This window comes from Cupriavidus sp. 05L310 (genome assembly GCF_056398185.1).
In genome coordinates, this window is the sequence record NZ_JBFTOX010000035.1 from 30183 (window position 1) to 45051 (window position 14869).

13 protein-coding genes are annotated in these 14869 nt (G+C 63.3%); 6 read left to right on the forward strand and 7 right to left on the reverse strand.

Annotated elements, in window-relative coordinates; translation table 11 throughout:
* Positions 1 to 9: 9 nt before the first annotated feature.
* The gene (locus tag AC1DS6_RS24440; RefSeq protein WP_477103335.1) at positions 10 to 1011 is read left to right on the forward strand and encodes an NADP-dependent oxidoreductase; all 1002 of its coding nucleotides are present in this window, start codon (positions 10 to 12) and stop codon (positions 1009 to 1011) included.
* Positions 1012 to 1311: 300 nt separating this feature from the next.
* Here the strand turns inward: AC1DS6_RS24440 and AC1DS6_RS24445 are convergent, their stop codons facing one another.
* Both AC1DS6_RS24445 and AC1DS6_RS24450 read right to left on the reverse strand, forming a co-directional pair.
* Entirely contained in the window at positions 1312 to 2484 is a 1173-nt protein-coding gene (locus AC1DS6_RS24445) for an adenylate/guanylate cyclase domain-containing protein (protein WP_477103355.1), read from the reverse strand.
* A 15-nt stretch (positions 2485 to 2499) separates the two neighbouring features.
* Positions 2500 to 4092 carry an ATP-binding protein gene (locus tag AC1DS6_RS24450; RefSeq protein WP_477103336.1) on the reverse strand — a complete coding sequence of 531 codons (1593 nt, stop codon included), beginning with the start codon at positions 4090 to 4092 and terminating at the stop codon, positions 2500 to 2502.
* A gap of 180 nt (positions 4093 to 4272) precedes the next feature.
* Between AC1DS6_RS24450 and AC1DS6_RS24455 the strand changes: the two genes are divergently transcribed.
* Together AC1DS6_RS24455 and AC1DS6_RS24460 are read left to right on the forward strand one after the other, a co-directional pair.
* Entirely contained in the window at positions 4273 to 5868 is a 1596-nt protein-coding gene (locus AC1DS6_RS24455) for an MFS transporter (RefSeq protein ID WP_441629433.1), read from the forward strand.
* Between the two features lie 81 nt (positions 5869 to 5949).
* A complete protein-coding gene (locus AC1DS6_RS24460; protein ID WP_441629434.1) occupies positions 5950 to 6414 on the forward strand; it encodes a MarR family winged helix-turn-helix transcriptional regulator in 465 nt (154 codons plus the stop codon).
* 110 nt (positions 6415 to 6524) lie between these two features.
* Here the strand turns inward: AC1DS6_RS24460 and AC1DS6_RS24465 are convergent, their stop codons facing one another.
* The 3 genes from AC1DS6_RS24465 to AC1DS6_RS24475 all read right to left on the reverse strand — a co-directional run bounded on the left by AC1DS6_RS24465 (position 6525) and on the right by AC1DS6_RS24475 (position 10058).
* Complete coding sequence (locus tag AC1DS6_RS24465) at positions 6525 to 7898, reverse strand: cobyrinic acid a,c-diamide synthase CobB (protein ID WP_441629435.1); 1374 nt, start codon at positions 7896 to 7898, stop codon at positions 6525 to 6527.
* Positions 7899 to 7999: 101 nt separating this feature from the next.
* On the reverse strand, positions 8000 to 8701 hold the full coding sequence (locus AC1DS6_RS24470) for a response regulator (RefSeq protein WP_441629436.1): 702 nt from the start codon (positions 8699 to 8701) through the stop codon (positions 8000 to 8002).
* Between the two features lie 397 nt (positions 8702 to 9098).
* Complete coding sequence (locus AC1DS6_RS24475) at positions 9099 to 10058, reverse strand: LysR substrate-binding domain-containing protein (protein ID WP_477103337.1); 960 nt, start codon at positions 10056 to 10058, stop codon at positions 9099 to 9101.
* A gap of 971 nt (positions 10059 to 11029) precedes the next feature.
* Here AC1DS6_RS24475 and AC1DS6_RS24480 point away from each other — a divergent pair.
* Together AC1DS6_RS24480 and AC1DS6_RS24485 are read left to right on the forward strand one after the other, a co-directional pair.
* Positions 11030 to 11320: a transposase gene (locus AC1DS6_RS24480; RefSeq protein ID WP_035871092.1), complete on the forward strand. Its 291-nt coding sequence runs from the start codon at positions 11030 to 11032 to the stop codon at positions 11318 to 11320.
* 153 nt (positions 11321 to 11473) lie between these two features.
* On the forward strand, positions 11474 to 11842 hold the full coding sequence (locus tag AC1DS6_RS24485; protein ID WP_441629438.1) for a hypothetical protein: 369 nt from the start codon (positions 11474 to 11476) through the stop codon (positions 11840 to 11842).
* Between the two features lie 45 nt (positions 11843 to 11887).
* Here AC1DS6_RS24485 and AC1DS6_RS24490 read toward each other — a convergent pair whose 3' ends face one another.
* A complete protein-coding gene (locus AC1DS6_RS24490; RefSeq protein WP_441629439.1) occupies positions 11888 to 12418 on the reverse strand; it encodes a hypothetical protein in 531 nt (176 codons plus the stop codon).
* 137 nt (positions 12419 to 12555) lie between these two features.
* Positions 12556 to 13368 (reverse strand): Crp/Fnr family transcriptional regulator, encoded by an 813-nt coding sequence (locus AC1DS6_RS24495; protein WP_477103338.1) that lies wholly within the window; start codon positions 13366 to 13368, stop codon positions 12556 to 12558.
* A gap of 260 nt (positions 13369 to 13628) precedes the next feature.
* Here AC1DS6_RS24495 and AC1DS6_RS24500 point away from each other — a divergent pair, with 260 nt between their 5' ends.
* On the forward strand, positions 13629 to 14798 hold the full coding sequence (locus AC1DS6_RS24500) for an extracellular catalytic domain type 1 short-chain-length polyhydroxyalkanoate depolymerase (protein WP_477103339.1): 1170 nt from the start codon (positions 13629 to 13631) through the stop codon (positions 14796 to 14798).
* Positions 14799 to 14869: the final 71 nt, after the last annotated feature.

The window sequence follows — 14869 nt, forward strand, 5'->3', positions numbered from 1 at the left end:
AGGGCGACCATGAAAGCACTTCTTCTCGATCGCTACGGAAAGAAACGCGCGTTGCGGTCCACTGAGGTTCCGAGCCCGGCGCTGGGTGAGGATGAGGTCATGGTCCAGATCCATGCGGCCGGTGTGAATCTGCTGGACTCCAAGATCAGGAACGGAGAGTTCAAGCTCATACTCCCCTATCGCATGCCCCTCGTCCTAGGACACGACGTGGCCGGCGTCGTGGTCAAGGTCGGGCCTCGCGTTCGGCAGTTCAAGCCGGGGGACGAAGTCTATGCCCGGCCCGATGATTTTCGCATCGGCACCTTTGCTGAGTACATTGCGGTCAAGGAAGAGTCCTTGGCGATCAAGCCCAAGGCGCTGAGTATGGAAGAAGCCGCATCGATTCCTCTGGTGGGCCTGACGGCATGGCAAGCGCTGATCGAGAAGGCGAATCTGAAGAAAGGGCAGAAGGTCTTCATCCAGGCCGGTTCAGGCGGCGTAGGAACATTTGCGATCCAGTTGGCCAGGCATGTGGGCGCCACCGTAGCCACCACCACCAGCAGCGCCAACATCGACTTGGTGAGAGGCCTCGGGGCAGACGTTGTCATCGACTACAGAAAAGACGATTTCGAGAAAATTCTTCAGGGCTACGATGTGGTCCTCCACAGTCAAGACGCAACGGCGCTGGAGAAATCTCTGCGTGTCCTTAAGCCCGGAGGAACACTCATCTCGATCTCCGGCCCTCCCGATCCCGCATTCGCAAAGGAAATCGGAGCAACGTGGTTCGTGAACTTGATCGTTCGTCTTCTGAGTTCGGGAGTCCGCAAGCGGGCAGCAGGGCGTGACCTGAGGTACTCGTTCCTCTTCATGAGGGCCAGCGGGCGCCAGTTGAGCGAGATCACGTCGCTCATTGATTCCGGCGCGATACGCCCCGTAGTGGATCGGGTCTTTTCCTTCGACCAGACCAACGAGGCCATGGCCTACGTCGAGAAGGGACGGGCCAAGGGTAAAGTTGTCGTCAAAGTGCGATAGACGTGATCGCCCCGAGTTCGGGCGTGACCTGACGCCGCCCGCTATCCCGGCGATCAGGGGAAGCCGGTCAACCTGGCCTTGGATCGTGCTTGCGAAGTGAAGTGGTTGCGCTTTGATTTGGCCGGTCACGGCGGTTCAAGGCCGGGCGCCGGTCATGCTGCCTGGATCGACGGGCAACTTCCGTAGTCGACCCTTCGCAGCCATTCGACCGCTCTGCGTTGATCAGACGAATCGGCCGATTTGGCGACAGCCGTCGCTCTGATCGTGAACGACCGCTTCCGTATGCTGACCCGCCGCCGGCTAGGTTCTCCCGACCAGAAGCCATGTATGCAGATCACCGATGCCCTTTGCCGCGATCAAACCGCGCTCTTCGAGCAGGAACGGCTCCCCGAGTTGCTGCCGCGTGGCATCAGTTACCTGAACACGACCGACTACGCCTTGCGACTCCATCCGGCTGGCGATATTGACGGTATCGCCCCACAAGTCATAGATGAACTTTCTCCTCCCGATCACGCCGGCCACGACAGCTCCACTGTGGATGCCAACTCGCAATTGCAGGTTGTAGCCGCTTCGCTGATTGAACTGGCCCAGTGACTCAAGCATGTCCAATGCCATATGAGCGGCCCGGGCGGCGTGATCGGCCGCCGGCACAGGCAGGCCTGCCGCTGCCATGTAAGCGTCGCCGATTGTCTTGATCTTCTCGAGTCGCCGGCTGTCGGCGATATTGTCAAAGTCGGCAAATATCTCGTTCAGGATTGCCACCAGTCGTTCGGGGCCCATGCTGGGAGAAAAGCGGGTGAACTGCACGAGGTCCGCGAACAACACCGACACATCCTGGAACTTGTCGGCGATGACCTCCGGGGGGCCGGCGGCGATGAGATCGGCGCGCAGCTTCAAACGCTCGGCGATGGGGGCGGGCAGCACGTTGAGGAGCAGCCGATCGGTTACCTGTTGCTCGCGAACGAGTTTCTCGTAAATGCGCCTGAGTTCATGACTCTGGTGAACGATCGTCTCTCGGCTCGTTTCCAGTTCATGCACTTTCCGCTCAAGTTCCTTGCCGTACTTCAACGATTCCCCGTGCAGCAGACGCACTTCCAGCATATTGCGAACCCGCATCAGCACCTCCGCCAGATCAAATGGCTTGCTGACGAAGTCTTTCGCACCGGCTTGCAGTGCGCGCAGTTTGTGATCAGGCTGGGCGGTGATGACGATCACCGGAAGGTAGCTGTCCGCCTGGAGTTCCTTGAGGCGTTCCATGACCTCGAACCCGTCCATGCCGGGCATCTGCAGATCAAGCAGGATCAGGTCATAGTGGTTCTTGCTGTGAAGCGCAAACACCGCGCGCGGATCGGTGGTTGGCTCGATGCAAACGTAGCCGGCCCCGCGTAGCATCTGTTCGAGCAGCAGGACATTGGCCTCCAGATCGTCAACGACCAGGATTTTCGCTGCCAGGATGTCCGATGCTTTGATCACGGCGAGCACTTGGCTTCATCGGCCCTGAGCAGTCCCGCCTCGTGGCTGTTCCAGCGCGGCGTCCAGTGCGTCCATAAACTCATTGAGCCTGATCGGCTTGGTCAGGTAGCGGAAGAATCCCGCTTTCATGCCCTTTTCAATGTCGCGCGGCATCGCATTGGCACTGAGGGCGATGACGGGAATGTGCATTGTCTGCGGATCTTCTCGCAGCAGTCCCAGTGCTTCGATGCCGTTGATGTCGGGCAGATGGATATCCATGACGATCACATCTGGCGAGGCAGTGCGCGCCAGGTTGACGCCGAGCGCCCCTGTGACGGCGGTCAGCAGGCGCACATCGGCCCGGCGCACAAGGAGTTGCTCAACGAGCTTCAGGTTGGCGGGGTTGTCTTCGACATACAGCAGGGTATGCAGCGAAGTGGGAGACCCCGTCCGCGCCTCGACGGATACCGCTGTCTCCGCACCCTCACCGGTCATTTCTGGAGGGCGCGCAACGGGCAGTTCGATCCAGAATACGCTGCCCACGCCCGGCATGCTTTCGGCGCCGATGGCGCCTCCCATCAGCTCGACCAGCCGCTTGGCCACCACGAGGCCGATGCCCGTGCCCTCCACGGGGCCACCCTCATGCCCAAGACGATTGAACGGCTGGAACAGTTGTGCGAGCCGTTCTGGTGCCAGCCCTGCGCCGGTGTCGCGCACGCCGACGCGAACGCGATCGCCCATCGTCACTTGTACTTCGACGGTACCCTTGTCGCGGTTGTACTTGATCGCATTGGAAAGCAGGTTAAGCAGGATCTGTTTCAGGCGGGTCCTGTCGGCCCGGACGAAACACGATAAGTCGGGTGAGGGAAACCGCATGCGAACCTCACGCCTCAGCGCTTGTTGCTCAAGCATCGCGTGACATTCGTGCAAGGCTTCGACGACCGATACCGGCTCGGGGGACAGTGACGCCTGTCCGGCCTCTATCCTGGCGAGGTCAAGCACCTCGTTGATCAGTTCCAGCAAATGCCAGCCCGCCTTCAGGATCTGGTCGATGCTGGCTTGCTGCGAGGAAGGCGGCGGCGGCGTGTCCAGTGCCAGCAACTGCGCGAAGCCAAGGATGGCGTTCAACGGATTCCGCAATTCATGGCTCATGCTGGACAGAAATTCCGACTTTGCGCGGTTTGCGCTTTCAGCCGCGGCCTGGGCCTGTTTCTGCTCCTCGATGTCGGTGCTGGATGCCAACCACTTGACGATATGCCCATCGGCGTCCTTGAGTGGCGCCCCGCGCTCAAGGTGCCATCGATAGGCACCATCGGATGCCCTTTTCAGGCGGTATTCGATCTCATACTCACGGCCGTTCGCAACCGCGTCTGTCCAGCGGTCAATGTTGTTCGTGAAATCTTCGGGATGTACGGCAGATTGCCAGTCGCCGGCCTGGGTTTGCTCAAGGCTGAGGCCGGTATAGGTTACCCACCGCTGGTTGCAGTAATCGATCCGGCCATCTGGGTCGCAGGTCATTACCATGTGAGGTATGCCGTCGGCGAGCAACCTGAAGTGCGGCTCGCCCTCCCTGAAGCCGGGGGCCGAAGGCCGATTCTGTGCCGATCTGTCAAAAGGCCGCTTGCCCATGATTTTCCACCTGCAGTCGTCGGGACAGCGCTGACGTCTCCGCGAGAGCAGAGAGCGCTGGCGACGGGCTGGAATCAGCGTAGATAGGGAACCGTTAACCAGAATACGCGATGATCCTGCTCCCACCCCCAAATCCTGTCCTATAATAATTGATCGTACAATCATTGATCAGGCAACAAAATGATTTCGCAGCCTCACCAGGCGCACAGTAGCGGGCAGGTGCTGCCATTCCGCGAGTCCCTGATGGCGATGCTGGGCATCGCATTCGTGGTGATGCTGGTAGCACTTGACCAGACTGTGGTCGGCACCGCGTTGCCCACGGTGGTGGCGGAGTTGCAGGGGTTCGAGTACTACGCCTGGGTGGCAACGGCCTATCTGCTGATGTCCGTGATCACGGTGCCGATCTTCGGCCGGTTGGGCGATTATTACGGGCGCAAGCCGTTCGTGATGGCATCCATCGTCGTGTTTACGCTGGCCTCGGCGCTGTGCGGCATGGCAACCAGCATGCCGTTCCTGGTGCTGGCCCGCGGCCTGCAGGGCATCGGGGGCGGCATGCTCGTGGGCACCGCCTTTGCCTGTATCCCGGACCTGTTTCCCGATTCCCATGTGCGCTTGCGCTGGCAGGTGATGATGAGCGCTGCCTTCGGTATCGCCAATGCGGTCGGGCCGTCGCTGGGCGGTGTGCTGACCGAGGCCTACGGCTGGCGGGCGGTCTTCTACGTGAACCTGCCGGTGGGCTTGCTGGGATTGTGGTTTGCCTGGCGTTACCTGCCGCACTTGCGCCAGCAGGCGCACGCCGGTGCGATCAAGGTGGACTGGCTCGGCGCGGCCCTGATCGGTGCAGGGCTGGGCGGCTTGCAGTTGTGCGTGGAACTGATGCCCGATCGTGGTTTTGGGTTGCTTACCGGCGGCTTGCTGGTCATGTCGGTGTGTGCGCTGGTGGCGCTGTGGCAATGGGAGCGGCGGGCGCCGAATCCGATCCTGCCGCTGGAGATGTTCCGCAATCCCGGGCTGGCGCCGCTGTTCCTGCTGGCGGTGTTCGTGGGCTTCGCGATGTTTTCGCTGCTGCTGTATGCGCCGCTGCTGTTCCAGGGGGGCTTTGGCTATTCGCCCAGGGAGGCGGGCGTGCTGGTGACGCCGCTGGTGGTGTGCATCACGCTGGGCAGTATCATCAATGGCCGTATCATCACGAGGATCCGCCAGCCTAACAATATGCTGTACGCCGGGTTCGCCATGCTGGCGCTGGCCTGTCTGGGCCTGTCGCAAGCGACGCGCGGGATGTCCCATCACCTGTTGCTGGGCATCATGCTGCTGTGCGGCTTCGGGCTGGGCTTCATCATGCCGAACCTGACGGTCTTTGCGCAGCAGACCGCGGGCCGCGAGCACCTTGGCATTGCCACGGCGATGCTGCAATCGCTGCGCATGGTGGGCGGCATGGTGGGCACCGCGGTCGTCGGCACGCTGGTTACGCGTAGCTACCTGAGCGGGGTGCATGATGCGCTGCAGAAGGCCGGTGCCGGCGAATGGCAGGAGCGCATGGCCGATCCGCAGATCCTGATCGACCACGCGGCGCAGGCCAGCCTGCTGTCGCAACTGCAGGCGGCCGGGCACAATGGCGCCCTGTTGCTGGAGCAGGCCAGGCTTTCGCTGGTCGGTGCCATCCATATCGGGCTGGCGCTGGCGGCGGTGATCGCCGTGATTGGCCTGTGGCGCTCGCGCCGGGTGCCGCCGATCAAACTGGAGCGTGCCGTCAAGCCGGTCATGGCCGCGGAATAGAATGCTGGGGACAGGTCACGGAAATCGAGTTGGTTGTAAAGCCGCCCGTCGCATGCACGGTGCCGCAAGCAGGAGATCGGAGTGGAATTGGAGCGACAAAGCCTGGCTGTACTACAGCAGTTCGGGCGAACTTACCGGGCGTATGCGTCGGCTTTCGAGCAACGCATCGGCCACCCGTTGCCGCGCTGGCGCATTCTTTATGCCTTGCACGGCCATGCCGGCCCCATCGCACAGAAACCGCTGGCCGACCGTGTCGGCATGGACCCCGGCGCGCTCACGCGCCAGCTCAAGGCGCTGCAGGAGCTGGGCTGGGTGGAGCGCAATACCAGCGAGCGCGACAACCGCGTGACCAACGTCACGCTGTCGGCGCTGGGCCATGGCATTGTCGAGCAGGCATTGCCGCTGCGCTCGGCCTTTCTGCAGGACGTGCTGGACAAGGTGTCCGAAACCACCATGCGCAATCTCTCAAAGGGTCTGGAGCAGCTTGAAGCCGGCATCGCCGAGGCCGTGCTTCGTACGCAGCAGGACAAGGCCGACGCCGCCTGAGCCATTGCTTGCCGGCGCAAGGGGGGCGGTTTTCTGCGCGTCCTCTTCCGCGGGGCGTCTTCCCTCGTATCCATGAATTCTCCGCATCCGCTGCTTCGAGGGCTGCCGGATCAGCGGATGCTGTTGCTCGCGCCACCGAACAGCGCGGCAATGGCGAGCGGATTGGAAGGGAAATAGAAGTGCGTGTAGGAAGCGGTCAGGGCAACCTGCCGGAACACAGCTTCACCGCGCGCGCCATCGCGCGGCACGGTGGAATGGCAGTAGGGCGCCAGCGGCGTTTGCGCGCTTGAGTAGTGGAAGGTGTGGCCGCGCACGGTGCCTTCCGGCAGCGCAAGCTGTTGATGACCCAGCGCGGCCAGGCGGGCTTGCATCGTCACCGTGCCAGGCAGCAGGCCCGCCATGGCGTGGCTTTGCCCGGCTTTGTCCACCAGCGTCTCGAACAGCGCCATCATGCCGCCGCACTCGGCCAGGATCGGCAGGCCGCCGGCATGGGCGCGGCGCAGGCTGTCCAGCATGCCGGTGTTGGCCGACAGGCGCGCGGCGTGCAGTTCGGGATAGCCGCCGGGCAGCCAGAGCGCGTCGCAGGCGGGCAGGGCAGGGTCATTCAGCGGGGAGAAGAAGACGAGCCGCGCGCCGAGTGCCTGCAGGGTGTCGAGGTTGGCCGGATAGAGAAAACGGAAGGCGGCGTCGCGCGCCACGGCGATGGTCCGGCCGGCGAGCAACGGTGCCAGCGCGGGTAATGGCGGCGCTGCGGCAATTTCCACGGTTGTTGGCAGGGCGCCAATCGGCTGCCCGGCCAGCGCATCCGCCAGACGGTCCAGCCGCGCGTTGAGGTCGGGCAGTTCATCGGCCGCGAGCAGGCCCAGGTGCCGCTCGGGCAGCGCGGCCGCATGATCGCGCGCGAGCGCGCCGGCCCAGGCGATATGGGCAGGCAGGCTCTCTCGCAGCATGTCGGCATGCCGCGGGGATCCCACGCCGTTGGCCAGCACTTGCATGGATGCCAGGGGCTGCCGGCCATAGCCAGCTAGGCCGTAGGCCAGCGCGCCGAACGTTTGCGCCATCGCCCCTGCCTGGATCACGCTGAGTACGGGCAATCCGAAATGGCGTGCCAGGTCGGCACTGCTGGGCGTGCCGTCGTGCAGCCCCATGACACCCTCCACCAGGATCAGGTCGGCTTCGCGTGCCGCCTGCGCCAGGCGCGCGGCGGCGTCGTCGGCGCCGGTCATCCACAGGTCCAGCGAGTGCACCGGGGCACCGCTGGCGGCCGCGAGAATGGACGGGTCAAGGTAGTCGGGGCCGCTCTTGAAGACGCGCACGGTGCGGCCCTGGCGTCGATGCAGCCATGCCAGCGCGGCAGTCACCGTGGTCTTGCCCTGCCCCGAGGCCGGTGCCGCCACCAGCAAGGCAGGCACCCGCAGCGGCCCGGTTGCATCGAGGCGGGTGCCTGGGGCGGTGGTCGTGGCGGGACTGGCGGGGACGGACATGGCGATGAAGGTGGCTGGGACGGTTGAGCGGTACGGCCGTGAACGGCGCAGCGGACGGGCGGCAGACGGCAACAGTGCGCACCGTTGCTGCGGCGTTGCGATTATAGCCACTCGGACTGGCCGCCTGGCGCCCATGCCGGCGCATCGTCCCGGTGCGGAAGGACCAGCCCCTGCTGGGCCGCGAAGTCGAACAACTCGCGTTCGTTGGTGGCCCCGAGCTTGCGCATGGCGCTGTTCTTCTGGCGGCTGATGGTCTTCACGCTGCGGCACAACTGCCCGGCGATCCCTGTGACCGAATTGCCGCTGAGGTATAGGCGCATGACCTCGGACTCCCTCACGGACAAGCGCAGGGCGCCTGCACGGCCCGGCGCGTAATGAGAGCCGGAATGTTCCAGCACGCGTGCGGCGGATTCACCGATGAATTGCAGCCCGCGCTCGACGCGGATGATGGCGGTCACCAGTTCGTCCAGGTGCGAGTCCTTGAGCAACAACCCGTGTGCCCCGGCGTTGAGGATGGCGCGCAAGACCAGGGGATTGGTGATCATGGTCAGCACGACCACCCCGAGCGCCGGATAGTGGCGCCGCAGGTTGGCGAGCAGGCGGATGCCATCGTTCGCGTTGCGGCAGGGCATGTGGTAATCGGTGACGACAATATCGGGCCGGAACGCGCGGGTGGCATGGAGCAACTCCATGGAATTGCGGGCATCGCCGCATATTTCCCAACCGGTCTGGCTCCGTAACTGGCTCCTGACCGCAAGCGTGATGGCGGGATGGTCATCGGCAATCAGGATTTTCAATGGCATGGCAATACTCCTGCGCGGGCGCAGGCATGCGCGGTGTCGTGGCCGCGCATGCCTGACGCAAGCTGGAATGGCTTGCGGCACGGATGCCGCGAAGAGGGAGGGCCTTAGGGGCGACCCGGGCAACCCGGACAACCGACGGCGTCTTTGAAAAAACGCGCCGCACGGCTATCGCCGCGCGGCGCGAACAGCACAGGAACAAAGCACCTCCAGGCGCGTGCTTCGCTCGGACGAACGGGAAGCGGGAGGTGCCTGAGCAGGATAAGCGCCGGTGCCGGCCTTCGGTCTGAGACGATTCTCAATTTGGCGCGGAAAGCGGCCAAGGCTGGCGCGAACGGCCAGCAGCGGGCAAGCGCGCCGCGGTGCGGCGTGCTTTGTTATTCGCCTATTCGCCGGTGGATCAGGCGGCGTAAGCGGTGGTGCGGCTCTCGTGTGCCTGGTGGCGGCGGTCTATGGCGCTGACGGGATCGTGCAGGACTGCGCTGCCGATCTCCATGATGCCGAGCAACGTCTTGCCGGCGTTGGCGCGGGTGGGTGCCCAGAAATGCAGGGCGGCCCATTCGGGGAAGCTGCTCGGGGGTGCCAGCAGGCGCGTCTTGTGATGGCGCGTGACCAGCGGCACGTTGAAGTCGAGCAGCGGGCAGATGCCGCCCGCGGCAAGCAGCAGCGCAACTTGCGTGTGCCACGAGGGCACCACGGTTTCCCGATAATCCGGATCGTGCGCGAGACGGTTCAGGAAGCCCTGCAGCGGGCTGCCGGGTTCGGTGTCCTCCTGCAGCAGGATCCATTCGTGCCTGCCTTGCGCATTGTCGTGGCCGCCTGGCCGCGCGACGCTCACCAGCCGGCGCGGGGTTGCCATGATGTTGTGCAGTGCAACGTGATCCGGCACATAGTGGCTGTCAACCACAAAGGCGCAATCCAGCTCGCCGCTGCCGAGCTGCGCGGCCAGCGTGGAGTCGGCGAAGACCGGGCGGGTCATGAAGCGGTCATCCGGGAACTGCTCGCACAAGGTAGTCAGTATCTCGGTGATCACCGGATCTCCGATCGACGGTGAAAACCCGATCGAGATGCGGCGGTGAGGGCTGCTCGCTTCGGCTGCCGGCGTGAGCGGGCGCACCAGGTGAGCCCATTTCGACAGGATCTGGCGCGCGGTCTGTTCCAGCCTCAGGGCGTGGGCGGTTGGCTCCAGCGTGCCATTGCGCTTGATGAAGAGGGGGTCGCCGGTGATTTCGCGCAGACGCGCGAGGCTGTAGGCAATGGTCGGAACCCGGCTTTGCGTGCAGGCAGCGACGGCGCTGAGGTCACGATATTCCATCAATAGAACGAAAACATGCAAGAGCTTGGTGCTGACATGCCGCATGGTAACTTCTCCCGATTTGAAGCTTGTTTTTGTCTTCTTCTTGTTTTGTCCCTCCGTCACGGCGACAGAGCACCCTCCACCGTGACAGATAAGACGGCCCTTCCGGTTTTGCCATGCCATGTTTCATACGCTGCGGCGGGCCAGAAACCAGGGCCGGCGCGGCTTCCGTACGTTAGCGGGGCGTGGCAATCTTCAATATTTCCCAACTAAAGTTGGGAAATGACGAAGCAGTTCTTCCATGCTGTGGCCCGGTATATAGGCGCAACGCTGAAAAAATGCATAGCCGACCGGCTTCGCGTTGCGGTTATCGTCGCCCGTCTTGCCCGGGGCGCGAGGCCCGGTTGCCAGCGATCGAAATTTAGTTAATGCCAGACAAGATTAATACATAACTTTGAAACTTGCCAGTGGTCTTCTAAAGGCATTTTTCTAAACTCCAATCAAAAAATACTCTTTGTTAGGACATAAAGACATTGCGAGGGTGGTTGTGTTTTATAGGTCATAACTTCGGAGGTTTGTCAGGTTCAGAGGGTGAAAAATGATTTTTTTTGCACATTTTTAGGCGATTTTTTGTGCGGGATCACGAGAGGATGGCAAATCCGGAATCTCGAGCCGTTATCAGAGATTGGGGAAATGGAATGTCAAATTTAGGCAATTGACTAACTTTCTTTGGCAGAAATATCGGCGATCCGAACGCCGCGAAACTAGATTTCGAAATGATTTGGTTCGCGAATTGAAAATATTGAATTGCTTTTATGTCCAATGGCGCTAGAATAGAAGATTTTTCTTCGTGGTCTGTTGTTGCCTTCCGGGCGGCGCGCGCCCCGCACCGGGCTTCCTCTCCAATTTGCTTAACTCGCGGCTTGAACACACTGAATTGCCTTTTGCGGTGCGGGTGGTAACTTTGCGGGCAGGGGTGGAAGTGGTCACGCCCGCGCAGAGGCGCGAGCGGCCTTTGCTAGCGGAGGCAGGCAGTGAACAGACGTTTCTCGGAGGAACAGATCCGCGGGTACCTAGCGGAAGCCGCGACCGGCGTGCCGGTCCGTGAGCTCTGTGCGCGCTATGGTTTTAGCGACGCGTCTTTCTATGGCTGGCGCATCAAGTACGGCCAGGGCGCCGGCAGCGAAGTGCGCGACAGCCGCAAGATGCGCGACCTGCAGGATGAAAACGCGCGCCTCAAGAGTATGCTTGCGGATGCACTGCTCAAGCTCGAGTTGCTGCGCAATCGTCATGGTCGTGCCGGCAACGGCAAGGAACGAAACTAAGTCCGAATCCGAATCGTGCTTGCATTGCCGGCGGCTGCCGGCCTTAAGGGAGGGACATCGGAAACTTGCGGTTTTTCGGTATCTGCCGGCAGGGCGACCCCTGGAAAATTGTCGCGGAAGGCGAATTGCGCCCCGCTGTGGAGAAACTGAAAAATGAAACGGGCTTCAATCATCATGGCTGCCGCACTGGGCCTGGGGCTGTCCGCCGGGCAGGCCAGCATCGCCGCGGAACTGGAAGTCCCTGCGCCAATGGTCGCGCCGCCACCGCCGCGGCTCCTGCTGGACCCGGCTACCGATAATGTCGGGCCGGCGGCGGACGGGACCCTCACGCCATCCCAGCGCACGCATTGCCAGACCTTGCTCGACAGGATCAGTGCGCTGCCTGCGGGGCCGCAATGGTCCAACAGCAAATCCTCCGTGACCACCGCCGATGGCAGTACCCATCCCATGCTGGAGCGGGGGGCCGATCGCAAGCAGCTCGAAGAGGCATATCGGCAGGAATGCGCTCAAGAGAAGCGATGACGCGCCAAGTGCCGGGCCAGGGGGAGTTGCCAGTGCGGTTGGTCCTTAGTTCGTTACGCAGCGCTCCGGCGTGATCGTGACTTCGCCCACGGGTTGGTTGCCATTTCCCAGATAGCGGTAGCTGAGTGTGACTCCGAGCCGGCCCAACACCGGTACGTCCGGGTTGCGGCAGATGCCTCGGGCCAGGACAGGACCGGCGCTAGTCATGAAGGCCACCGTGCCTTCGCGGGTCGCGTCAACGCCAACCAGCCGGAGCCGGAACGACACATGTTTGCCGGGAGCGGCGCTGCATCCTTCCAGGCGCGTCGCGCCATCCAGCATGAATGGTCCTGCGCGCGTCAGCTCCTGGCAGGCCGCGCTGAGCTCTGCATCGGGTCCGGCGCCGCCGCCGGTCAGGCGCGTGACGCCGCTCATGCCGGTGCTTTTGCCCTGCACGGTGCCCAGCAGCAATCTGGCCAGCTTCGACAGCGATGGCGGGGTATTGGCTTGTGCGGCGGCCGCAGGCGCGAGTCCGGCGACCATCAGGAAGGCGAGCGGCGCCAGGCTCGCACGCGCTGCGAAAGGAAAATCCCGCATATGGATACAGATACCGGAGGCGATGTCGATCTCCAGCGGGGAGGATAACGGGGACGATTTCCTTGCGTATTTCCAACGCGCCGGGCATGTAGCCTGAACATAGCCGCGTTTGCATGGCGGTGCTGTCCGTGTCCGTCCTACGCTGCGGATGGGCGTATCGCTCTCGCGAGGGACGGCTGGGGCCTGGGGGAGCCGGCCGCGCTGTCCGTCGCGGTGGCAGGCGGGCGGATCGGCACGCGTTCCGGGTCTTCGTAGACCGCGCAAAGCCCGTCCGGATCGACGATGCGCAATTGCCGCTGCCGCACGGTGATCAGCCCGACGGAGGCAAAACGTGCCAGCAGGCGGGATACGGTCTCCAGGGTCAGGCCCAGGTAGCTGGCGATATCGTTGCGCGACATCGCCAGGGTCAGTGCTATGCCCGCCTTGCCGCGGCGGCGCTGTTCGACGGAGAGATCGAGCAGCAGCATGGCCAGCCGCTGGGCAGCCTTCATTGATCCGATTGCGACCAGAAGGGTGCGCTCGCGCTCGGTATTGCGGCGCAGCATTGCCAGCATGTGTTCGCGGTGTTCGGCGCGGAGCAAGTGTTCGCGCGCCACCTCGACCGGCACCACGCAGCAGCGCGTATCCTGCATCGCCACCGCACTGATGCAGTGGGCGTGGCCATCGAGATCCTCCAGCCCCAGCACGTCGCCCGGATGGGCGAAGGCAGTCACCTGGCGCCAGCCAAGCGGCGATTCGAATACGGATTTGGTGCTGCCCTGATGTATGGGATACAAGGCCAGTACCGGCCGGCCCTGGCGATGCACGCTCTCCCCGGCACGCCACAAGATGCGAGCCGGAACCAGGGTGCGTTCCCGCGCAGCGTCAGCGCGTGTGGTTTCCGCGTTACGGCAGACTGGCTGGAATAAACACAGCGAGCAGCTTGGACTATCTGCCTGGGGCGTGGTCATGACATTCTCCATTTGCCTGCGATACACGCAAATGCAGTATAACCGGGCGACATTTGCCGCTAACTCTTGACGATCTGCATTCTTTCGTGCGGCGAGTTCAGATTTTTAGATTTTTCATGAGTGCATTATGGTGCTCATCGAGGAATGCTGCTAGCGTGTAAATGTCTTGTTTGGATAACATGTCACCAAAAAGCGACGCCTGTCATGCGTTCGCCCTGTGATATGCTGCATCGCAACATTGTCGACAGCAGGAGTCTTTCATGGCCAAAAGCCTTTGGGCGGATGGGCATGCACAGCTTCGGCAGATCAGCCGGGTGCAGCCCCAGACCGCGCGCCAACTCAAATCGTGGATCGACCGTATCGCTAACCTCAATCCTGCGGCACCGCGCCTCCGGGCGCGCTCCCCCGCGCCTCTGCCCTTGCCGCCGCGTCCTTCGGCACCGGGTGAATGGGCATCGCACCACCACCGGCTGTCGCCGCTGCCCGGTGAACTGGTTCCCCGCTTGTCTTATTGGCTGTATGTGCCATCCCGCGCACGCAATGGGCCAATGCCGCTGGTGGTCATGCTCCATGGCTGCAAGCAGACCCCTGAGGACCTTGCCGCCGGCACCCGCATGAATGCCCTGGCCGAGCGCGAAGGCTTTATCGTGGCCTATCCGCAACAACCGCAGCGGCGCCAGATGCAGCGCTGCTGGCAATGGTTCGACCTGGGTGCCGCGGAAGGCGGCCGTGAGGCGCAAGCGCTGGCGGTGTTGATCGACGCGCTGGCAGCGCGTCCGGACGTGCGGGCCGACCAGGTCTACCTGGCAGGGTTGTCCGCGGGCGCCAGCATGGCGGCCGTGGTGGCCTTGCGGTACCCGGAGAAGATTGCCGCGGTGGGACTGCATTCCGGCGTGGTGATCGGGGCAGCGCGCACGCCGGGCGATGGCCTGCGCGCGATGCAGCAGGGCTCCAGCGTGGACCCTGCCGCGTTGCTCGATGCCGCCGGCGTCACGCCGGGCGGCCCGAAGATGCCGGCAATCGTACTGCACGGCATGGACGACGGCGCGGTGCATCCGGTCAACGCCCGCCTGCTGGCACGCCAGTTCCTGGCCTACAACGGGCTGACCGATCGCCTGGACGACCCGGCGAGCGGTGTCGTGGCGCGGCGTTCCGCTAACGCGGCCAGCCTGACGGCGGACCAGGAAGCGGCGGAGCGCGAGCCGCTGGCGGAGACAAGCCATGGCCTTGCGGCCACGGCCATCCTGCCCGCCGGAAATTATATCGAGACCAGCTTTGGCGTCTGGAATCGCGAAATGGTCGCCCTGTGCGAAGTTGCCGGGCTGGATCACGCCTGGAGCGGAGGCGATGGGGACTATGCCTATCACGCGCCGATCGGCCCGGACGCGAGTGCGTTGATGTGGGCTTTCTTCAAGGCGCACCGGCGGTAGGCTGGTGCAACCGGCAGCCGCGCATGCCGATGAGGCGAGCACAAAAAAGGGAGGGCGCAATGGCGGCCCTC